Raw genomic sequence first — 20,406 nt, forward strand, 5'->3', positions numbered from 1 at the left:
TTCAAAATTGGTCGGCGGACGTCCTTCAGCTATTCGGCGGCGTTCGCCGTTTTCGTCACTCGCTTCATACGGATGGCATCGCGACGCAGAAGCTCGGCAAGACTATCTGCGATGTTCCGACGGCCGAGAGCATCTAACATCGCAATCTCAGCGTCGGTGGCGACCTCCGCAAAGAATTCGTTGATATTGGCGCTGATCCTGCATCGAGGCGCAACATCCTCCCGGCCGACAAGGAGCCTCTTGTCCTCCATCACTGCAAGATAGAGATCCCGCAATGTGATCTGCTCGGCCGCCCGGCCGAGGTGAAGACCGCCGCCCTTGCCGATCGCTGCGACGAGCATGCCCTCACGAGTCAGCGGGATCAGCAACTTGCGAATGAAGCTCGCGTTTGTGCCGAGGCCCTCCGCCAAAGTTCGACTCGTGCACCGGAAGCCATCCTGATCCGCGAGCGCCACGCTCAGCACCATCTGCAATGCAGTCGAAAAGCGTAGATCTATCATTGGCTTACCTCGCCATAGCCACGCACGCGGACACATTCCCGTGATAATGTATCTGACATGATTGCATTCTGAGCTTTAAATGTATCATGTATCGATGCATTTTAGAAGGGTCGGTCTCTCACATCCGCGCCCTCCAGGAGCACAGCGTGTCCGCCGTCCAAATGAAACTCTCTGATCCTCTCGACATCCTCTTTAAGTCCACTCGGATCGGCGGTCTCGAACTGCGCAACCGTATCGCGATGGCCCCGATGACCCGCGCCATGTCGCCCGGAGGCGTGCCGGGTGAGAATGTCGCCCGCTACTATCGGCGGCGAGCCGAGGGCGGCGTCGGGCTCATCATGACTGAAGGCACCTTCATCCCTCATCCCAGCGCGGGGCACGATGAAAACGCGCCCCGCATCTACGGCGATGACGCTCTCGACGGATGGCGGCGAGTGGTTGAGCAAGTACACGACGCGGGAGGGCGGATCTTCGCGCAGCTCTGGCACGTCGGGCTGGTCCGCAAGCCGCAGGTCGACGGCGTGGGGCGTCTCTATGACGGTGGTCCCGGCAGCGACGACCGCTTCAGCCCTTCCGGCATCATTGGAGGGAACGGTCTGCCTTTCGAACGGGTCGGGCGGCCGGCGACCCTCAGCGAAATTCGTAGCGTGATAGAGGCCTACGGCGTAGGAGCGCGCACCGCAAAGGCGCTGGGCTTTGACGGCGTCGAAATTCACGGCGCCCATGGCTATCTCATCGATCAGTTCCTCTGGGATCAAACCAACCTGCGCGAGGACGCGTATGGCGGCGACATCGGCCGCCGAACCCGTTTCGCCGCCGAGGTCATTCAGGAGATCCGCGCGAATGTCGGGCCTGATTTCCCGGTGGTGCTGCGGCTGTCGACCTGGAAGCAGCAGGATTATAGCGCACGGCTCGCGGCCAGCCCGGACGAATGGGCTGCTATCGTTCGCCCCCTCGCGAGCGCTGGCGTCGATGCATTCCATCTGTCCCAACGTCGATATTGGGAAGGTGAGTTCGGCACGGACGCGAATCTCGCGACCTGGACGAAGCGGCTGACGGGAAAGCCGACCATCACTGTCGGCTCGATCACGCTCGACAACTCGATGGCCGAGATGATGCGCGGCGAGGGCAGCCTGCCCGAGAACAATCTCGCCCCGCTGCTTGCAGGGTTGGAGCGCGGCGACTTCGACCTCGTGGCGGTGGGAAGAGCGCTGATCGCCAACCCGGATTGGCCGCATCGCGTCCGAAACGGCACGCCTTTCGTCCCTTACAGCCTCAGCATGCTTCAGACCCTCGTCTGACGTCCCTCTCTCCCTAGCCCCGCAAGAGAACCATCATGTCCAATCAAAACTCCACACCCAACATCATCCTCGTGACCGGTGGTGGCCGTGGTCTCGGCCGCAACACGGCGATATCAGCTGCAAGAAGCGGCTTCGACGTCATCATCACATATCATAGCAACAGAGATGCAGCGGCCGAGGTCGTGAGCGAGATTGAAGGGCTCGACCGCAAAGCGGTCGCCCTACGATTGGATACCACTGACATCGGTTCTTTCGACGCCTTTGCCGCCGCTCTGCGCAGCGAGCTCGGTCGGCTCGGACACGAGACCATCCACGCTCTCGTCAACAACGCCGGCATCGGGCTGGATGCTCCCTTCGCGACGACGTCGGAAGAGCTGTTTGATCGCCTTGTCAACGTTCATTTCAAGGGCGTGTTCTTCCTGACACAAAAGCTCCTGCCGATCATTGCCGATGGCGGTCGTATCGTGAACTTGTCGAGCGGCCTTGCGCGGGTCGCTCTGCCCGGCTTTGCCGTCTATGGGGCCCTGAAGGGTGCGATCGAGGTGCTCACGCGTTATCTCGCGAAGGAGCTTTCGGAGCGCAAAATAGCCGTGAACGTCGTCGCGCCCGGCGGAATCGAAACGGATTTCGGCGGAGGGGCGCTGCGCGACATCCCTGAGGTGAATGCTTTCATCGCGTCGCAGACAGCGCTGGGGCGCGCCGGAGTGCCCGACGATATCGGACCTGTCATCGCTGCGCTGCTGTCTCCGTCTCATCGTTGGATCAACGCTCAGCGTATCGAAGTGTCCGGGGGCTGGGCGCTCTGAGCCTCCGCGCAGCGCGAGACCTGGACCAGTAGGATAAGGGTGTGAGCCCGTAAATTCAGATTGATCGCCAGATGTGCGCTTTGGCGCTCGTTTCAGACTTAAGTCACACGTCACGGCGCTTCTGAAACGGGCCAGAAGCTGACTTAGAAGCGACGACTTGAATTGCCTCCTCGTCCTCAGTTGCGGACCGAGGACGGAGGACCGAGTTACTGGACCTCGGCGATCTTCGGTCCAGATGACGGCATCTGCGCGTTAGTTGCCGAGGGCCGGTTCGGCGGCGATGCCGGGTCCGGCGATCGGACAGCGGCGTCGGGCGGCGCTGCCTGGGATGGTCGATGGGCAGTGGTTGCTGGAAGCACGATCACTTTTGCTCCGACTTTCACGCGTTCATAAAGATCCGCGACGTCCTCATTGGTCAGCCGGATACAGCCGGACGAAACCCGCTTCCCGATCGTATCGGGCTTGTTGGTGCCGTGAATTCTATATTCGGTCTCGCCGAGATACATCGCCCGGGCGCCGAGTGGATTGCCGGGACCGCCCGCCATAAACCGCGGCAGATAAGGCTGACGCACAAGCATCTCTGTCGGCGGACGCCAATCCGGCCATTCTGTTTTACGGGCCACAGTCTGTTCACCGGACCATGCGAAACCTTCGCGGCCAACACCGATGCCGTAGCGCATCGCTTGCGCGTCGTTCAGAACGAAATAAAGGAATGTGTTTTTGGTATCGATGATCACGGTACCCGGCGTCTGGTGGCTGGCGTAGTCAACCACCTGCCGAACAAATGCTCCGGGACCGTCAGCGGCTTTTGGTGGTTCGACCAGAGGGACCGGTGCCGGAAGAATCGGAGCCGGAGCTGGCGCCGATGCATGAACCGGAGTTGCCACGTAAACCGGAGTTGACGATGCCTGGGCCTGAGGTGCGGACGGCTTCCGTATCGGTTGCACGCTCGCAGGGCGAGACAGCAAACCGTACCCCAATGCGGCGACGGCCACGGCGCCAATTGCAACTCTCGCGACCATGGGTATCGCGAGCGTTTCTGCCTTTCGACGTTTGGCGCGCTTGCTCATATCTTTCCCCAGGTCACCATGCCCAAAAGAGGTAACCAGCAACATTTAAGAAACTTCGAAGCGATGCCGCTCAGACTGGAACTCGTTAACGGTGGTTAACGCCGAACTCTTGTTCGGCAACGTAAAAATTGGGAGTATCGCTTGATAATTTAGCAAGCGACGTGGACGACGAGGCAACTTTGGAAGATGTTTGGCGCTCGCGCAGGGTGGTTAGTGCCGGCGTTGCTCTCAGCACTTTCGCTTTGGCCTCGAGGCCAAGGCCAACAGCCGACATCGCTGATGCTTTACTCAATCACTTCATCTGCGATGCCCAGCGTGGGCGGTATCGTTACCCCCAGCGCCTTCGCGGTCTTGCGGAAATTAGCGCGCGAATTTGTAGTGAGCCAACGCCGCCGAAGTGACCGTAAGCAATGCCGAAGCAATCCAGATCGGGCCCAGCATAAAGATGGCTATCGCGCCCTGCCCACAGGCACCGCATGCAACCGAAAACAATATCGGAAAACAACATAGCAGGGTGACTACGGCAAATCCTGTACTGAGCCAAACTCCCCTCGACCCCCATCGCGCACCAAAAAACCATGGAATAGCGGGAAAGCCGAAAGACAGAATAACCAGGAGGGTCATCAGATCGTCGAACATGATTGGCTCTTGGTCGCCAACACGAGGCCGATGGTTCAAACGCATACGGCCGTGGAAGCCATCTTCTATCCATGCGCGGCGATGATGGCATCATGCCCCTGTTTTGCCCGACGGAGCAAATGGCTTTCGTAAGATCCGCAGGTGTCGACCGTTAAGCCATTGATATCGCCGTCACCGGCTACTGTGCATGGGGTTGTTTTCGATGTTTATGTTGCGCGGCCCGTTGGGCCTGATCCTGGCCGGCTCTAGTGGCCGCCGAGATAAGCCGTGATCAGCCGGGGATCGTGGATCAGATCCTTCGCGGGGCCGGATTGCACGACCTCGCCCGTCTCAAGCACGTAACCGTAGTCGGCCGTCTCCAGCGCAGCGCGGGCGTTCTGCTCGACCAGCAGGATCGACACACCGAGATCGCGCAGCGACGCGATGGTGCGAAAAATCTCGCGCACGATCAGCGGTGCGAGGCCGAGACTCGGCTCATCGAGCATGAGCAGTTTCGGCTTGGCCATCAGCGCGCGCCCGAGTGCGAGCATCTGGCGCTCGCCGCCGGAGAGGGTGCCGGCGGCCTGGCGCTGCCGCTCTTTCAGGCGCGGGAAGCGATCATAGACCTCGTCCAGTGTCTTCTGGACGCCCGAGCGGTCACGCAGGCTGTAGGAGCCAAGCAGAAGATTGTCGGCGACCGACATGTCGGAGAACAGCTCGCGTTTTTCCGGGACAAGGCACAGCCTGCGCTCGACGCGGTCCTCGACGGACATTTTTCCAATATCGCCGCCCTGAAAAACCATGCGGCCGCGCGAGGCGAGCAATCCGATGGCGGCCATCAGCAGCGTGGTCTTGCCGGCGCCGTTCGGGCCGATGACGGTGACGATCTGGCCTTCTTCGACCGACAGCGAGACGTTGCGGACCGCTTCGACATTGTCGTAGCAGACGGTCACGTCGGTCATGGAAAACATCTCGCTCACGCGACGCCTCCGAGATAGGCCTCTTGAACCCGCTCGTCGCTGCGGATCGCGGCTGGCGCGCCTTCGCAGAGTTTTGATCCGAAATCGAGCACCACGATGCGGTCGACTAGCGACATCACGAACTCCATGTCGTGCTCGACGATCAGGATGGTCAGATGGTCCGACCGCAGCGAGCGGAGCAGCTCCGCAAGCCGGAGCTTCTCCTGGCGGCGCAGGCCCGCGGCCGGCTCGTCGAGGACGAGCAGGGCGGGATCGGCGGCCAGCGCGCGCGCGATCTCGAGGATGCGCTGATTGCCGAGCGGCAGATTGCCTGCGAGCTCGAACGGCTTTTCGCCGAGCCCGACGCGCTCGAGCTGCATCAGCGCTTCATGCCGGACGCTGGCTTCCTCCCGCTGGTTGAGGCGGAAGGCACCGGCGAACAGGCCCGCGTGCGTGCGTGCGTAAGTGCCGAGCATGACGTTTTCCAGAAGGCTCATGCGTGGCCGCAGCTTCACATGCTGGAAGGTCCGCGCGACACCGGCCTTGGCGATGCGGGATTGCGCATCACGCGTGATCGGACGCCCCGCAAAGACGATCTCGCCCTTGTTGACCCGGAGCGCGCCGGTCAGGCAGTTGAACATCGTGCTCTTGCCGGCACCGTTCGGCCCGATCACGGCGAGGATCTCGCCGGAGCGGACCTCGAAGCTGACATTGTTGACGGCAACCAGGCCGCCGAACCGGCGCTCGGCGCCATCGACCTTCAGAAGGAGTTCGCCCGGCGTCGGCTGTGCGCGACGCGGCAGGGGCGGCGCCGGGTGTGGCCGCTCGCGCCTGACCTTCGGCAGATAGCGCGCAACGAAGGGCACGATGCCTTGTCGCGCCCATTGCAGGAACAGGATGAACAACGCGGAGAAGGCGACGATCTCGAGCTGCCCGGAGGCGCCCTTCGCGATCAGCGGCAGATAGTCCTGCACGCTGTTCTTGAGCAGGGTGACGACGGCCGCACCAACGACACCGCCGAGAAGGCTGCCGGCGCCGCCGACCATCGACATCATCAGATATTCGATGCCCATGCCGGCGTCGAACGGGCCCGGGCTGATGAAGCGGCTCATATGGGCGTAGAGCCACCCGGAAAGCGAGGCGAGGAAAGCCGCGATCACGAAGGTCACGAGCTTGATCCGGAAGGCGTTGATGCCGAGGCTCTCGACCAGCGTATTGCCGCCACGCAACGCGCGCATGGCGCGACCGAGCCGCGAGTCCAGCAAATTATAGCCGAGCAGGAGGACGGCAGCGACGATGCCCCAGATCAGGAAATAGATCTGCGAGCTCGAGACCAGCGCGAACGATCCGATGCTGATCGGCGGGATCGACGAGATGCCGTTAAAGCGGCCGAGCCCCTCGACATTGCCGAACAGGAAGCCGATGGCCAGGCCCCATGCGACGGTCGAGAGCGAGAGGAAATGGCCCTGGAGCCGCAAGGTGACGAGGCCGAGGACGGCCGCGACGCAGCAGGTCAGCACCACGCCGAACACGAGGCCGAGCCACGGCGAGTATCCGTTCAGCGCGGAGACCCAGGCGGTGGCATAGGCGGCGATGCCGACGAACGCTGCCTGCCCGAACGACACGATGCCGCCGACGCCGGTGAGGAGCGCAAGGCCAATGGCGACGAGCGAATAGATGCCGATATAATTCATCAGCGTGATGCTGAAGGGGCTCAGAACGAAGGGCGCGAGCGCAATGCACACCACCGCTGCGATCGCCGCAAGCTGAACGTGAAGGCGCGTCATTCCTCGATCTCCTCCTCGGAATGCAGCGAGGCCAGGGATCGCCAGATCAGGATCGGGATCAGCAGCGAGAACACAATGACGTCCTTCAGCGCACTGCTCTCGAAGGATGCAAAACTCTCGAGGATGCCGACGCCGACGGCGCCGATCGCAGCACCGGGATAGCTGGTCATGCCGCCGACGATGGCGCCGACAAAGGCCTTGAGGCCGATCAGAAAGCCGGAATCATAGAACACGGTGTTGACCGGCGCGATCAGGATGCCGGATACGCCGGCCATCAGCGAGCCCAGCAGATAGGCGATCGTGCCGGCGCGGGCGGGCCGTATCCCCATCAGGCGGGAGCCGGTCCGGTTCACGGCCGTGGCGCGCAGCGATTTTCCGACCAGAGTGAAGTCGAAGAACAGATAGAGGAGGCCGCTGAAGACGAGGGCTGCGAGCACGATCAGCATGGTCTGGCCCGAGACCAGCACGCCGGCGAACTCGGTCGAGAACGACGTCAGCGGTTCGGTTCTGACACCTTCAGGTCCGAAGAACAGCAGCCCCAGACCGACCAGTGCGTAATGCAGCGCGACGGAGACGGTCAGCAGCAACAGCACCGTTCCGTCCGCGATGGGTCGGAATACGATCCGATCCAGAAGTGGAGCGATCGGCGTGATCAGCATCAGCGCAAGCACGAGCCTGACGGCAAGCGGCGGCTCGGCGCGCATCGTCAGCCAGGCGAGACCGACCACGGCCAACGGAAGCGCGAGATAGAAGAACAGCGCGCGTGGCAGCAGCCGAATCTCGCCGGCGCGCACGAGCGAGATGATCTCGATCAAGGTTGCAAGGCAGGCCAGGATGACGACCAGCGCTCCGGTGCCCGGAAAGCGCTTGGCGTCGAGGGCAGCCAGTGTCAGCGCGGTGAATGCGGCGATGTCGCCAAAGGGAATGAAGATGACCCGTGTCACCGTGAAGATGAGGACGGTCCCGATCGCCACCAGCGCATAGACTGCGCCGGTGGCGATCCCGTCGATCCCAAGGATGGCTGCGATATCGCTCGTCATTGAGACGCCGTTCCCCCGTTCTGACTGCCAGCCTTCCGACTACGGCGCGTATTTCCAGGCGCCGCCCGTCAGGCGCACCACGACGAGCGAGCGCTCGTCGACGCCGGTCACCGCACCGGGCTTGAAGTTGTAGACGGCATGCACGCCCGGCAACTCCTTGGTGCTGAGGATCGCGTCCCGCAGCGCCGTGTGGAATTCCGCCGTTCCGGGCTTCGCAGTCTTCAGCGCGCGCTCCGCAGCATTGGCGAAAATCAGCCAGGCGTCGAAGGAATAGGCGGAGAAGCCGTCAGTGGTCGGGATGTTATGAGTCTTCTGGTACACCGCGCGGAAATCCAGCGCGATTTTCTTGGCGAAGTGCTCGTCGGGCAGCTGCTCGGCCACGATCACGGGGCCGGCGGAGACCTGAATGCCGTCGGCCGCCTTGCCGCCGACGTTGACGAAGTCAGGATTGACCAGCGCCACCGTGCCGTAGGTGTTGCCCTTGAAGCCGCGGTCGGCGAGGCTGAGAAGAGGCAGCGCACCTTGGGTACCCGAGCCGCCGTCCAGCACGGCGTCCGGCCGGGCGGCAAGCACCTTGAGGATTTGCGCGGTGACCGAGGTGTCGGTGCGGGCATAGCGCTCGTTGGTCTGTATCTTGATGTCACCGGCGGCTTCGGCGGCCTTCGCGCCGTTGTAGACGAGGTCGCCCCACGCGTCGGTGAAGCCGATATAGCCGATGTTCTTCATGCCATCGCGCTTCATGCGGTCTGCGACGATCTTGACGAGCAGGGAAGCAGGCTGCGGCACCGACACCACCCACTGCTCGGGCGAGTCCGGAAGCTTGCCGATCGGCGAGATCGCGATCATCGGCACTTTCAGCTCGCTCGCCACCGCCGCCATGGCGATGGTCGACGGTGCCGTCGCCGTGCCGATCAGGAGATCCACCTTCTCTTCTTCGACGAGCTTGCGCGCGTTGCGGGTCGCGGCCGACGGGTCGGAGCCGTCATCGAGCTGGATCAGGCGAATGGTCTCGCCGTTGATGGTCTTCTTGTATTCATAGGCGGCGTTGATGCCGCGCCCATAGGGGATTCCGATCGACGAACCGTTGCCGCTGAGCGATGTGACGAAGCCGATGGTGATGTCGGCCTGCGCAGCCGGGGCTGCGAAGACCCCGGCGGCAAGTGCGAGTAGGCTAACAGTCTTGCGCATTTGCGTTATCCTCCGTTGGTGCTGGATAGGAATGCCTCGAAGCCGCCGCGCGGGAACCCCGAACGACGAACGAACCGATTGAAAGCGTTGCTGTAGCGCCGAAACCCGGGCGCGACCGAAGAGAGCTTGCTCGGCCGGGCGTCAGCAGCCATGGGGTTGCTTGCCGCTCGAACAACGGGCCCATCGGCGAATGCGGGCGGGCCTTTTCTGAAGCGATGAGAAGTCGTCGACGCCGCCGCGATGCGCGACCGGCGATGCTGCTGCTGCCGGCTGTTCGAGCACGGCGACTGTCCACACGATTGAGTTTCTCAAAATCGGTGCCCTGCAACGTCATTGTCGTGGCCGCCGGTTCTTGACCGGCGAGGAATTACTTAAAGCCTAAAGTATTATTGGTGGGGCCGTCAACACGTGTCACGGCGCTGTCAGAAAAAAATGTTGTTGCATACAATTTCGTCGGAGTGCGGCGTTTCCTCGCCGCTCGGTGGTGCGAAAAGGCCATGCTCGCCTGGCCGTGACGGTGCCCGTCGTCGGCGCGGCCGCGCGCATTTGACGCGTCAATTAGTTTATGGTTGAAATATATTTATCGGCAGCCGACGACCGATCCTCCGATCACCGCTTGAGGAGAAGGACGATGCGCATCTTCTGGCAGAGCTTCGTTGATGCGAGCGTCAACGCGCCCTACATGGCGCGGCTGTCGGAATACCTCAACAACATCGCTGCATCAGGTACGACGGTTCACGTCGAGGGCATTTCACCGCCGGACCGGGAGTTCGGACGGCTTGCGGAATTGCGCTGCGCCGTCCAGGCGATCGACAACGGCATCGCGGCCGAGGAGGGCGGATTCGACGCCTTTGTCATGGGGCATTTCCAGGATCCTGGACTCTACGAGCTGCGCTCGGCGCTCGACATTCCCGTGATCGGGACCGGCGAGGCGACGTTGCTGGCGGCCTCACAGCTCGGTCGGCGGCTCGGCCTCGTGACGCTCGATCCCGTCTTCGAGGTCTGGCACTACGAGCAGGCCGAGCGTTACGGCCTGCGCGATCGTGTGGTCCACGTGACCAATCTTGGCTGCAAGCCGGAGGATTTCGCCGATGCGTTCGCCGGAGACCAGGCCGCGCAAGCTCGCATGATCGAGGACTTTGTCGCCTGCGCACGTCCGCTGGTCGAGCGCGGCGCCGATGTCGTGATCCCCGCCGGTGTGCTGCCAGGCCTCCTGATCGGGAGGGAGCATGGCCTGAAGGTCGGGCACGCGCCGGTGGTCAACTGTGCGGCCGTGGCTCTGAAGAGTGCCGAGATGTGGGTGCAGCTCCGGCAGCTCAATGGCACCGAGCCCAGCCGCGGGCCGAGCTTCAAACGGGCCAGCGCCCAGGCGCGCGCGGATTTCCGTGCGCTGCTTGCCCGCAACAACCGTTAGTCCTGGATAAGCTAGTTTTGGAGAACACGTCATGATGACCCCCGAAAAGATCCTGTACGAGACCGAGGTGACGGCGACCGGAGGTCGGGATGGCAAGGCCGCCAGCGTCGACGGTCTTTTGTCGGTGTCGCTGTCCTTGCCGAAATCGATGGGCGGCCCCGGTGGCGAAGGCACCAATCCCGAGCAGCTCTTTGCGGCCGGCTACGCCGCGTGCTTTCTCGGTGCGGTCAAGCTCGTCGCGCGCACCCGGAAGGTTGCGCCATCCGCCGAGCCATCCGTGACCGCAAAGGTTGCGATGGGGCCGGTTCCGGTCGGATATGCGCTCGCTGTCGAACTGAAGGTCAATCTGCCCGGTGTCGAGAAATCGGTGGCCGAAGAGGTCGTTGCGGGCGCGCACGAGCGTTGCCCCTATTCGAACGCAACCCGTGGCAATATTGCCGTGAAACTGACGGTGGTCTGAGGCGGATGAACGAGGCGGGCGGTCGGTGACCAATACCTTACGCACACCGTATGATGGCGTCGTGATTGCGGCTCCCGTCACGATTCCCTATATGCGCTACTCCATCGAAAGCGCGCAGTGGTGGATCGGCCGCGCGCTCAACGCGATCGTCGCACAGGCGGGCATCAAGGTCTCCGACATCGACGGTCTGTGCGTCTCCAGCTTCACCATGGGGACCGATACCGGGATCGGACTGACGCAGCATTTCGGGCTCTGCGTGCGATGGCTGGATACGATTCCGCTCGGTGGCGCCAGCGCCATCGCCGGATTACGTAAGGCGGCGCGCGCGGTTCAGGCCCATGACGCTGACATAGTGGCCTGCGTGGCAGGCGACACCAACCACGTCGATTCCTTCCGGCTGACGCTCGAAAATTTCTCGCGCTTCAACCAGGATGCCGTCTACCCCTACGGCGCGGGCGGCGCCAATGCGAGCTTCGCGCTGATCGCGCGTAACTACATGCGGACTTTTGGCGTCACCCGCGAGGACGTTGGCCGGATCGCGGTCGCCCAACGCGCCAATGCGTTACGCAATCCGCACGCGCTGATGAAGGCACCGTTGACGCTCGAACAATATCTGGCGGCCCGGCCGATTTCTGATCCGATCCACCTGTTCGACTGCGTGATGCCCTGCGCCGGCGCGGAAGCGTTCCTCGTCATGCGCGAAGAGACTGCGGCGTCGCTGGGCCTGCCGGCCGCACGACTTCTATCGACGATCGAGCGGCACAATGCCTTTGCCGACGACCCGATGCAGGTGCGCGGCGGTTGGGCGATGGACATCGGCGAGCTCTATGCGATGGCCGGCGTGAAGCCTGACGATCTCGACGTCGTGCAGACCTATGACGACTATCCCGTCATCACGATGATGCAGTTCGAGGATCTCGGCTTCTGCAACAAGGGGGAGGGGGCTGAGTTCGTGCGCCAGCACGATCTCACCATTGACGGCGCCTTTCCGCACAACACGTCGGGCGGGCAGCTCTCGGTCGGGCAGGCCGGCGCCGCCGGCGCCTATCTCGGTCTTGTCGAGGGGCTGCGGCAGGTTCTGGGGACTGCGGGCCCCACCCAGGTCAGGAATGCGAGCCTCGCCTTGGCCTCGGGGTTCGGTATGATCAACTATGACCGCGGTCTCGCCTCGGGCGCCGCGATCTTTGCAGGGCCTTCGCGATGGTAGAGCCGATCAAGCCGCCCCGGCGCAAGAACCCGCTGCTGCGGACGCGGCTTCCTGCATCACCGCCGCGAGCGCGCAGCAGGACGTCGCACGGGTACACGCGGGGCGCCGCCGAAGGCCGCTTCTTGCTGCAACGCTGTGAGGCTTGCGGCGCCTTTGCTTATCCGGCGCGGGAGGCATGTCCGTCATGCCTGTCGTTCGGCCTCTCATTCGTCGATGCGCCGCGCCGGGGCACGCTTCTTTGCGAGACGACGGCACGCGTGCCGAGCGACGTCTATTTCCGCGAACGGACGCCCTGGCGCATCGGCCTCGTGAAGATGGATTGCGGTCCGACGATTGTGACGCATCTCCACGCCGACTGCGTGGAGGGTGCGCCGATCCGCATGTCGTTTCAGCTCGACAAGAGCGGTCAGGCGGTGGCCTTTGCCCATCCCGAGGGGGAGACTCCCAACATGGCGGACGACAAGCAGTGGCGGGAAATGACGGCCGACCCGAAATTCCGGCGCGTGCTCGTGACCAACGGCCGCAGCGTGATCGGCCAGGAAGCCGTCGCCGCCTTGAAGGGCGCAGGCGCCAAGACGGTGTTCGTCGGCATTGCCGAACCATGGCGGCCTTTCGCCGGCGAGAAGCTGCTGCGCGGTCAGGACGGGATCGAGATCGTCACCCTTGACGCAGCTGACGAAAAATCTACGGCCGATCTCGCAGCCGACATCGGCGGCAAGGTCGATATCCTCATCAACACGACCGAATATGTGCGGCCGGGCGGCCTGCTCGACCGCAGGGGCACGAGCATCGCGCGGGACGAGATCGACCAGGCCTATCTCGGCTTCATCAACCTCGCACAGGCTTTTGGTCCCGCGGTGCGGATGCGCGGCGCCGACGGCGTCAACAACAGCGTCGCATGGGTCAACATCCTCTCGGTCTATGCGCTGGCGAACTGGCCTGCCTTCGGCGCTTACTCGGCCTCGCAAGCGGCGTGCCTGTCGTTGTCGCACTGCCTTCGCGCCGAGCTCAGGCCCGGCGGCGTCAGGGTGCTGAACCTGTTCACCGGGCCTGTCGACACCGAATGGTTCCAGACCGTGCCACCGCCGAAGGTCGCGCCGCGCGCGATCGCGCAGGCGATCGTGTCGGGGCTGAGAGGCGGCCTCGAGGAGATGTATGTCGGAGATGTCGCCGAAGAGATCCGACAACGTCTCGCGGCCAATCCGAAAGCACTCGAACGCGAGCTCGACAGGTGACATCGAGATTTCAACCAAGCCGCAGGACGTGACGATGCAAAGCAACAATCTCCTGGAACTGGCGGGTGCGATTTCCTCCGGCGCGGTGCGCGTCGTCGATCTGACCTTTACGCTCAGTCCAGACTTTCCGGTCATCGTGCTGCCGCCGGAGTTCGGCCAGGCGGCGCCGGTCCGCATCCAGGAAATCTCGCGATACGATGGTCGCGGCCCGGCCTGGTACTGGAACAACATCACGTTTGGCGAACACACTGGCACGCATTTCGACGCGCCGATTCACTGGTTCACCGGCAAGAACCTGCCGAACAATGCCGTCGACACCATGCCGGCCAAGGACATGATCGCGCCGGCCTGTGTCATCGACTGCTCCGCGCAGGCGGCCCAGGATCCCGATTTCCTGCTGACGGTCCCACTCGTCGAAGCCTGGGAAGCAAAGCATGGCCGGATCCCGGACCGGAACTGGGTGCTGCTGCGGACCGACTGGTCGAAGAAGGGCTGGCGCGACTACGCCAATCTCGGCGATGACGGCGCGCACACACCGGGCCCGAACGCGGCCGTCATGAAATGGCTGGTCGAGGAGCGCGGCGTCATCGGGTTCGGCAACGAGACCATCGGTACGGATGCGGGGCAGGCCGGGCATTTCGAGCCGCCTTATCCGGCGCATCACTTCCTGCACGGCGCGGGCCGCTACGGCCTGCAATGCCTGTGCAATTTGGATCAGCTTCCGGCCACCGGGGCCATCATCGTGGCCTCGCCGCTGAAGATCCAGAACGGCTCCGGCAGTCCGCTTCGCGTCATCGCGCTGGTCTCGTCGACCTGAGGCGAAGGCATGGCGCTTGCCAATCAGAACAAGAAACCCTCATGAAAGACAGGTGCCATGAACTTGATCAAGAGCTTGCTGGCCTCCACTGCATTGCTCCTTGCCGTCCCGCACATCGCGCAGGCCGAAATCCTCGTCGGATTCGTCACCGGCCTAAGTGGGCCGGTTTCGTCGATTGGAATTCCGAACGGCAAGGGGATCGCGGCGGGCCAGGCCTATATCGGCGAGATCGGTGGCGAGAAGATCCGGGTCATCCAGCTCGATGACGGCTCCGATCCGACGGCGTCAGCGCGCAACGCCCGCAAGCTCGTCGAGCAGGAGAAGGTCGATGTTCTCATCGGCACGTCCGGCGCACCCCAGACGCTCGCGATGGCGACTGCCGCCATCGAGATGAAGATTCCGATGATCGCGGTGTCGCCGATCGCGCCGGTCCCGGCCGGCGATGGTGGCCCCTGGGTCGTGCAGACCCCGCAACCGACGCCACTGCTGTTGCAGGGCATTGTCGACAGCATGAAGGCGAAAGGATTGAAGAGCGTCGCGTTCATCGGCTTCTCCGACGCGTTAGGTGACCTCTTCTACGATTCCCTGGTGCAGGCCGCCAAGTCGGCGGACATCAAGGTGATAGCCAATGAGCGCTACGCGCGTTCGGACTCTTCGGTCACAGCGCAGGTGCTGCGCGTCGTCGCCGCGCATCCCGATGCGATCATGCTGGGTGGAACGGGAACGCCCGGTGCGCTTCCGGTGATCACGCTGTCCGAGCGCGGCTACAAGGGGCCGCTCTACGGCAATCACGGCATGATCAGCGCCGATTTCCTTCGTCTTGCCGGCAAGGCCGCCAACGGCATCATCTGCCCGACCGGGCCGGTGACCGCGGCCGAGCAGCTTCCGGCCAGCAATCCGATCCAGAAGGTTGCGCTGGATTTCCGTGCGGCCTTCGAGAAGGCCAACGGCGAGGCGCCGACGGATTCATTTTCGTCCTATTCCTTCGACGGCTGGCTGGTGTTCGCAGATGCCGCCAAGCGCGCGATGGCAACCGGCGCCAAGCCGGGCTCGCCGGAATTCCGGACCGCGCTGCGTCAGGCGCTGTTCACAACGAAGGAGGTCGTCGGGACACAGGGTGTCTACACCTATACGCCGGCGGATCGGTATGGCGTCGATGGTCGCTCGCGCATCATGGTCCAGATCGAGGACGGCAAATACAAGCTGCTACCCTGAGGCTGGAGTATGATTGTGATGGAGAACGAGATGCCGGCCTGGGCGCACGCGATCGAGCTGTTTCCCCCGTCCGACCGGATACTCTCCACCATCCTCACGCGGCAGGCCGAACGGAATGGCGATCGCGTCCTGCTCGTTGCGGGTGAGACGCGCTGGACCTTTGCGCAAGTAGCGGCGATCGCGGCCGCATCGGCCCAGGCGCTCGTCGATGCCGGGATCAAGCCTGGCGATCGGGTGGCGCTGATGTGCTCCAACCGTCCGGAGTTCTTGCAGGTCTATCTCGGCTGTGCCTGGCTCGGGGCCATCGCGGTCCCGATCAACACCGCGCTACGCGGCTTCCAGCTCTCCCACATCTTCCGCAACTCGCGTCCTGCGCTCCTTGTCGTCGAGGCTCAGTTCGTTGTCGCGATCGACAGTGTCGAGACGGGTGTCGAGCTGCCGCCTCGGACCTGGATCATCGGAGCTGCCGAGGAGGCAATCGATGCCAGGCCTTCCGCGTCGCCTTTGCCGGCCCTCGACGCCGCGGCCCCGGCGGGCGCCGTCCGTCCCGGCGACACCGTTGCGATCCTCTACACATCGGGCACCACGGGGCCTGCAAAGGGGGTGTGTTGCCCGCAGGCGCAACTGTTCTGGTGGGGCATCTATTCGGCGCGGGCGCTCGGCGTTCGGGAGGGCGATGTGCTGTTCACGACGCTGCCTTTGTTCCACACCAACGCGCTGAATGCGTTTTATCAGGCGCTCTTGAACGGATGCACCTACGTGTTGGAGCCGAAATTCTCCGCCTCCGGCTTTTGGGCCGCTGCGCAACGGCACAATGCGACGGTCGGTTATCTGCTCGGCGCGATGGCGTCGATGCTTCTGGCACAGCCGAAGACTGCGAATGATTCGACGCATCGCCTTCGCGTTGCGCTTGGCGGTGGTGTGCCGCCGCAAATCCACGGTCCGTTCCGCGAACGGTTTGGCGTGCCGCTGGTCGACGGCTACGGATCGACCGAGACCAATTTCGTGTTTGCAGGCGCAATCCCGTCCGATCGTCCTGGGACGATGGGCTATCTGGCCGACGGGATCGAGGCGCAGATCGTTGACGAGAACGATTCTGCGCTTCCTGATGGAACGGCCGGCGAGCTCGTGCTTCGTGCCAAGGAGCCCTTTGCTTTCGCCACCGGCTATTTCGGCATGCCGGAAAAGACGGTCGAGGCCTGGCGCAATCTGTGGTTCCACTCGGGCGACCGGGTCGTTCGGGATCCTGACGGACACTACCGCTTCATCGACCGCATGAAGGATTCGATCCGCAGGCGCGGCGAGAACGTATCCTCGTGGGAGGTCGAGCAGACCATCCAGTCCCATCCCGCGGTCGCCGCCTGCGCGATCTACCCGCTGCCGTCGGAGTTGGGCGAGGACGAGGTTGCGGTTGCGATCCAGCTGGAACCAGGCCAATTGCTGGAGCCCGTCGACATCGTCAGGCATTGCGAAGGGCAGATCGCCTATTTCGCCATCCCCCGCTATGTGCGCATTCTGAGCCAGATGCCGCTGACGGAGAACGGCAAGATCAAGAAGGGCGCGCTGCGCGACGCCGGCGTCACCGCGGATATTTGGGATCGCGAGGCGGCCGGCGTGAAGTTGCGACGCTAGAGCACGGTCCGGACCCGAAGGGCCGCGTCAGCTCAGGGTTTTTGCAGCGCGTCCCTGACGGCACCCTTGAGGTCGTCGAGCTCGCCGATCAATCCGTCGAACCGGTCCGCCGGGAAATCCGCCAGCAGCTCGGCAAGCCATGCGCCGTGGCTCTTGGCCATTCGCCTGAAGGTCTTGCGGCCTTCGACCGTCATGCAGACAATCTGCACGCGGCGGTCGAGGTTCGACGGCGTGCGGGTGATGTATCCATCCTCGACCAGGCGATCCACGATCGGCGTGAGGTTCCCGGCCGAGACCATCAGGCGCTTCGGCAGCTCCCCCAGCACCAGCCCGCTCGGTTCGCGGTCGAGCTGCGCGAGAACGTCGAAGCGGGGCATCGTGAAATCGAATTCTTCGCGAAACCGGCGCCGCAGCTCCCCTTCGATCAGGGTCGTGCAGGCGAGCAGCCGGAGCCAGACCCGGGTTTGAGCCCTGTACTCGGCCTCCTGATCCGCCCCGTTCTTGGCTGAAACAGGGGTGGGCTCCTTCGCGAGTGCCAATCGAATCTCCCGGGCTTCGTGGCTTGTTGAAAGCTGGCGCAGCTCTCACGGACGATGGCAAGATAGTTCGTGCCAAAAGTAAATTCAAGGCTCAGCCCGAGGGTCCCGGAATCGGCCCTGCGGTGTGTCCAATTTGCATTGTGTCTAAAGATCGAGGCTGGGGGCTGCGGTCGTCGCCTGGGGGCTTTGCAGAACCCATCTTGACAAGGCCCGCGCCGACGAAATACTTTAGGCTTAAAATAATTCGGGTGAAGCTCAGCACACGGCGCGACGCGCGAAAGCGAGGGATCATGCGCATAGTCTGTATCGGCGGCGGTCCGGCCGGTCTCTATCTGGGCCTGCTGATGAAGCGGCGGCATCCAGAGCACGTCGTCACGGTCGTCGAGCGCAACAAGCCCTACGATACGTTCGGCTGGGGCGTGGTGTTCTCCGACGCCATGATGTCCGCGATGCGGATTGCCGATCCCGAGAGCGCGACCGAGATCGAGGATGCCTTCAACCATTGGGACGACATCGAGCTCGTCTTCAAGGGCACGCGCCAGCGCACGAGCGGCCACGGTTTCATCGGTATCGGGCGCAAGCATCTGCTCAACATCCTGCAACGGCGCTGCGAAGCGCTGGGTGTCGAGCTCGTCTTCGAGCGTGACGTCGAGTCCGATCTTGAATATCCCGACGCCGACCTGATCGTCGCCTGCGACGGCGTCAATTCCAGGATCCGCGCCCGCTATGCCGAGCAATTCAAGCCCGACATGGTGATCCGGCCGAACCGCTTCATCTGGCTCGGCACCAAGAAGGCGTTCGACGCCTTCACGTTCGATTTCCAGAAGACCGAGCACGGCTGGTTCCAGGCGCACATCTACAAGTTCGACGCGGAGACCTCGACCTTCATCGTCGAGACCACGGAAGAAGCCTACCAGGCCCACGGGCTTGGCGAGCTCGATCAGCAAGGCTCGATCGATTTCTGCGAAAAGATCTTCGCCGAGACGCTCGATGGCGCGAAGCTCCTGACCAACGCCCGGCATCTGCGCGGCTCGGCCTGGCTCAATTTCAGCCGCCTGATCTGCGGCAAATGGAGCGTATTCAACGGCAAGTCGCATGTCGTGCTGATGGGGGACGCCGCGCACACCGCGCATTTCGCGATCGGCTCGGGCACCAAGCTCGCGCTCGACGATGCCATCGAGCTCGCCAACCAGTTCGATCGCCATGGTCACGGTCGCGCCGGCATCGAAACCGTGCTGGAAGCCTACGAGGAGGTGCGCCGCGTCGATGTCGCGCGCATCCAGAACGCGGCGCGCAACGCCATGGAATGGTTCGAGGTGGTCGGCCGGCGCTATGCCGACACGCTGGAGCCGCCGCAATTCTTCTATTCGATGCTGACGCGTTCGCAGCGCATCAGCCACGAGAACCTTCGTCTGCGTGATCGCACCTGGTTGGAAGGCTTTGAGCGCTGGTTCGCCGCGCGCTCCGGCATAGTCGTCAAGGATGGCGAGCGGGTGCCGCCGCCGATGCTGACGCCGCACCGCGTGCGCGGCCTTGGGCTTGCGAACCGCATCATGGTCTCGCCGATGGCGATGTATTCGGCGCAGGACGGGCTCATCGACGACTTCCACATTGCCCATCTCGGCGCGCGCGCCATGGGTGGCGCCGCGCTGGTCTTTGCCGAGATGACCTGCGTCTCGCCGGATGCGCGGATCACGCCGGGTTGCCTCGGACTGTGGAACGATGCGCAAGAGGCGCAGTGGCGCCGCCTGGTCGATCTCATTCACAGTGTCGGACACGCCAAGGTCGGCATTCAGCTCGGCCATGCCGGGCGGAAGGGCGCGACTAGAGTGCCCTGGGAAGGAATCGATCAGCCGCTGGTATCAGGAGATTGGCCGCTGATGTCGGCGTCGGCTTTGCCGTATTTGCCCAACAGCCGACTGCCGCGCGCCATGAACCGCGACGACATGGACCGTGTCCGCGACGATTTCGTCGCGGCAACCCGCCGTGCGGCTGCGGCCGGCGTCGACTGGCTCGAATTCCATTGCGCCCACGGCTATCTGCTGTCGAGCTTCCTCTCGCCGCTGACCAACCGGCGCACGGACGAATACGGGGGCAGTCACGAAAACCGTGCGCGCTTTCCGCTCGAGGTGTTCAAGGCGATGCGCGACCTGTGGCCGTCCGATCGGCCGATGTCGGTGCGCCTGTCCTGCCATGACTGGACCGAGGGTGGCAACATTCCGGCCGACGCGGCGATCTTCGCTGCGATGTTCAAGGAGTCGGGAGCAGATCTGATTGATTGTTCGTCGGGGCAGGTCTGGAAGGAGGAGCGGCCGATCTATGGACGCCTGTTCCAGACGCCGTTCGCCGACCTGATCCGCAACGAGGTCGGCATCGAGACGATTGCAGTCGGCGCGATCTCCGAGGCCGATCACGCCAACTCGATTCTTGCGGCCGGCCGCGCCGATCTCTGCGCCATTGCGCGGCCGCATCTTGCCGATCCCGCCTGGACCTTGCATGAGGCTGCGCGCATCGGCATCACGGCAATCAACTGGCCGAAGCAATATCTGTCCGCCAAAGGACAGTACGAAGCCAATCTGGCGCGTGCAGCCGCTGCGGCCGCAGTGCAGTGAACGGAG

18 protein-coding genes are annotated in these 20,406 nt (G+C 63.4%); 10 read left to right on the forward strand and 8 right to left on the reverse strand.

Annotation, left to right across the window (positions count from 1 at the left end):
* Positions 1–29: 29 nt before the first annotated feature.
* A complete protein-coding gene (locus UB31_RS17510; RefSeq protein WP_349643868.1) occupies positions 30–536 on the reverse strand; it encodes an RrF2 family transcriptional regulator in 507 nt (168 codons plus the stop codon).
* 110 nt (positions 537–646) lie between these two features.
* Between UB31_RS17510 and UB31_RS17515 the strand changes: the two genes are divergently transcribed.
* Both UB31_RS17515 and UB31_RS17520 read left to right on the forward strand, forming a co-directional pair.
* Complete coding sequence (locus UB31_RS17515) at positions 647–1,801, forward strand: NADH:flavin oxidoreductase (RefSeq protein WP_245306007.1); 1,155 nt, start codon at positions 647–649, stop codon at positions 1,799–1,801.
* A 35-nt stretch (positions 1,802–1,836) separates the two neighbouring features.
* The gene (locus UB31_RS17520) at positions 1,837–2,607 is read left to right on the forward strand and encodes an SDR family NAD(P)-dependent oxidoreductase (RefSeq protein WP_045011750.1); all 771 of its coding nucleotides are present in this window, start codon (positions 1,837–1,839) and stop codon (positions 2,605–2,607) included.
* A gap of 206 nt (positions 2,608–2,813) precedes the next feature.
* Here the strand turns inward: UB31_RS17520 and UB31_RS17525 are convergent, their stop codons facing one another.
* The 6 genes from UB31_RS17525 to UB31_RS17550 form a co-directional block, all read right to left on the reverse strand.
* Positions 2,814–3,677, reverse strand: a complete 864-nt coding sequence (locus UB31_RS17525) for a L,D-transpeptidase (protein WP_045011869.1) — start codon at positions 3,675–3,677, stop codon at positions 2,814–2,816.
* 360 nt (positions 3,678–4,037) lie between these two features.
* Positions 4,038–4,316, reverse strand: a complete 279-nt coding sequence (locus UB31_RS17530; protein ID WP_045011751.1) for a hypothetical protein — start codon at positions 4,314–4,316, stop codon at positions 4,038–4,040.
* A 245-nt stretch (positions 4,317–4,561) separates the two neighbouring features.
* A complete protein-coding gene (locus UB31_RS17535) occupies positions 4,562–5,275 on the reverse strand; it encodes an ABC transporter ATP-binding protein (protein WP_045011752.1) in 714 nt (237 codons plus the stop codon).
* On the reverse strand, positions 5,272–7,041 hold the full coding sequence (locus tag UB31_RS17540) for a branched-chain amino acid ABC transporter ATP-binding protein/permease (RefSeq protein WP_045011753.1): 1,770 nt from the start codon (positions 7,039–7,041) through the stop codon (positions 5,272–5,274). The genes UB31_RS17535 and UB31_RS17540 overlap by 4 nt, the downstream gene beginning before the upstream one ends.
* Positions 7,038–8,081, reverse strand: a complete 1,044-nt coding sequence (locus UB31_RS17545; RefSeq protein ID WP_045011754.1) for a branched-chain amino acid ABC transporter permease — start codon at positions 8,079–8,081, stop codon at positions 7,038–7,040. The genes UB31_RS17540 and UB31_RS17545 overlap by 4 nt, the downstream gene beginning before the upstream one ends.
* 39 nt (positions 8,082–8,120) lie before the next feature.
* Complete coding sequence (locus tag UB31_RS17550; RefSeq protein ID WP_045011755.1) at positions 8,121–9,269, reverse strand: ABC transporter substrate-binding protein; 1,149 nt, start codon at positions 9,267–9,269, stop codon at positions 8,121–8,123.
* A 631-nt stretch (positions 9,270–9,900) separates the two neighbouring features.
* On the opposite strand from UB31_RS17550, the gene UB31_RS17555 reads away from it, so the two are divergent.
* The 7 genes from UB31_RS17555 to UB31_RS17585 are packed head-to-tail and all read left to right on the forward strand — an operon-like array spanning position 9,901 to position 17,249.
* Positions 9,901–10,683 (forward strand): aspartate/glutamate racemase family protein, encoded by a 783-nt coding sequence (locus tag UB31_RS17555; RefSeq protein ID WP_045007016.1) that lies wholly within the window; start codon positions 9,901–9,903, stop codon positions 10,681–10,683.
* A gap of 31 nt (positions 10,684–10,714) precedes the next feature.
* The gene (locus tag UB31_RS17560; RefSeq protein WP_082078542.1) at positions 10,715–11,143 is read left to right on the forward strand and encodes an organic hydroperoxide resistance protein; all 429 of its coding nucleotides are present in this window, start codon (positions 10,715–10,717) and stop codon (positions 11,141–11,143) included.
* A 25-nt stretch (positions 11,144–11,168) separates the two neighbouring features.
* Entirely contained in the window at positions 11,169–12,350 is a 1,182-nt protein-coding gene (locus tag UB31_RS17565; RefSeq protein WP_082078543.1) for a thiolase family protein, read from the forward strand.
* Positions 12,344–13,585 (forward strand): SDR family NAD(P)-dependent oxidoreductase, encoded by a 1,242-nt coding sequence (locus tag UB31_RS17570; RefSeq protein WP_082078544.1) that lies wholly within the window; start codon positions 12,344–12,346, stop codon positions 13,583–13,585. Before UB31_RS17565 ends, UB31_RS17570 begins: the two co-directional genes overlap by 7 nt.
* A 34-nt stretch (positions 13,586–13,619) precedes the next feature.
* Positions 13,620–14,402 carry a cyclase family protein gene (locus tag UB31_RS17575; RefSeq protein WP_045007176.1) on the forward strand — a complete coding sequence of 261 codons (783 nt, stop codon included), beginning with the start codon at positions 13,620–13,622 and terminating at the stop codon, positions 14,400–14,402.
* 57 nt (positions 14,403–14,459) lie between these two features.
* Complete coding sequence (locus UB31_RS17580; protein WP_050044790.1) at positions 14,460–15,617, forward strand: ABC transporter substrate-binding protein; 1,158 nt, start codon at positions 14,460–14,462, stop codon at positions 15,615–15,617.
* A gap of 18 nt (positions 15,618–15,635) precedes the next feature.
* A complete protein-coding gene (locus UB31_RS17585; protein WP_045011873.1) occupies positions 15,636–17,249 on the forward strand; it encodes an ATP-dependent acyl-CoA ligase in 1,614 nt (537 codons plus the stop codon).
* 32 nt (positions 17,250–17,281) lie between these two features.
* Here the strand turns inward: UB31_RS17585 and UB31_RS17590 are convergent, their stop codons facing one another.
* The gene (locus UB31_RS17590) at positions 17,282–17,788 is read right to left on the reverse strand and encodes a MarR family winged helix-turn-helix transcriptional regulator (RefSeq protein ID WP_045007014.1); all 507 of its coding nucleotides are present in this window, start codon (positions 17,786–17,788) and stop codon (positions 17,282–17,284) included.
* Positions 17,789–18,078: 290 nt separating this feature from the next.
* On the opposite strand from UB31_RS17590, the gene UB31_RS17595 reads away from it, so the two are divergent.
* Entirely contained in the window at positions 18,079–20,400 is a 2,322-nt protein-coding gene (locus UB31_RS17595; RefSeq protein ID WP_045011757.1) for a bifunctional salicylyl-CoA 5-hydroxylase/oxidoreductase, read from the forward strand.
* Positions 20,401–20,406: the final 6 nt, after the last annotated feature.

The organism is Bradyrhizobium sp. LTSP849, from assembly GCF_000938255.1.
Classification (GTDB): Bacteria; Pseudomonadota; Alphaproteobacteria; order Rhizobiales; family Xanthobacteraceae; genus Bradyrhizobium.

Bases quoted from the DNA above. Each gene is read 5' to 3' on its own strand.
- UB31_RS17575 (WP_045007176.1), top strand. From the start codon at position 13,620: ATGCAAAGCAACAATCTCCTGGAACTGGCGGGTGCGATTTCCTCCGGC.
- UB31_RS17595 (WP_045011757.1), top strand. From the start codon at position 18,079: ATGCGCATAGTCTGTATCGGCGGCGGTCCGGCCGGTCTCTATCTGGGC.
- UB31_RS17525 (WP_045011869.1), bottom strand. From the start codon at position 3,677: ATGAGCAAGCGCGCCAAACGTCGAAAGGCAGAAACGCTCGCGATACCC.
- UB31_RS17570 (WP_082078544.1), top strand. From the start codon at position 12,344: ATGGTAGAGCCGATCAAGCCGCCCCGGCGCAAGAACCCGCTGCTGCGG.
- UB31_RS17545 (WP_045011754.1), bottom strand. From the start codon at position 8,081: ATGACGAGCGATATCGCAGCCATCCTTGGGATCGACGGGATCGCCACC.
- UB31_RS17510 (WP_349643868.1), bottom strand. From the start codon at position 536: ATGTGTCCGCGTGCGTGGCTATGGCGAGGTAAGCCAATGATAGATCTA.
- UB31_RS17520 (WP_045011750.1), top strand. From the start codon at position 1,837: ATGTCCAATCAAAACTCCACACCCAACATCATCCTCGTGACCGGTGGT.
- UB31_RS17550 (WP_045011755.1), bottom strand. From the start codon at position 9,269: ATGCGCAAGACTGTTAGCCTACTCGCACTTGCCGCCGGGGTCTTCGCA.
- UB31_RS17560 (WP_082078542.1), top strand. From the start codon at position 10,715: ATGATGACCCCCGAAAAGATCCTGTACGAGACCGAGGTGACGGCGACC.
- UB31_RS17580 (WP_050044790.1), top strand. From the start codon at position 14,460: ATGAACTTGATCAAGAGCTTGCTGGCCTCCACTGCATTGCTCCTTGCC.
- UB31_RS17540 (WP_045011753.1), bottom strand. From the start codon at position 7,041: ATGACGCGCCTTCACGTTCAGCTTGCGGCGATCGCAGCGGTGGTGTGC.
- UB31_RS17555 (WP_045007016.1), top strand. From the start codon at position 9,901: ATGCGCATCTTCTGGCAGAGCTTCGTTGATGCGAGCGTCAACGCGCCC.
- UB31_RS17530 (WP_045011751.1), bottom strand. From the start codon at position 4,316: ATGTTCGACGATCTGATGACCCTCCTGGTTATTCTGTCTTTCGGCTTT.
- UB31_RS17585 (WP_045011873.1), top strand. From the start codon at position 15,636: ATGGAGAACGAGATGCCGGCCTGGGCGCACGCGATCGAGCTGTTTCCC.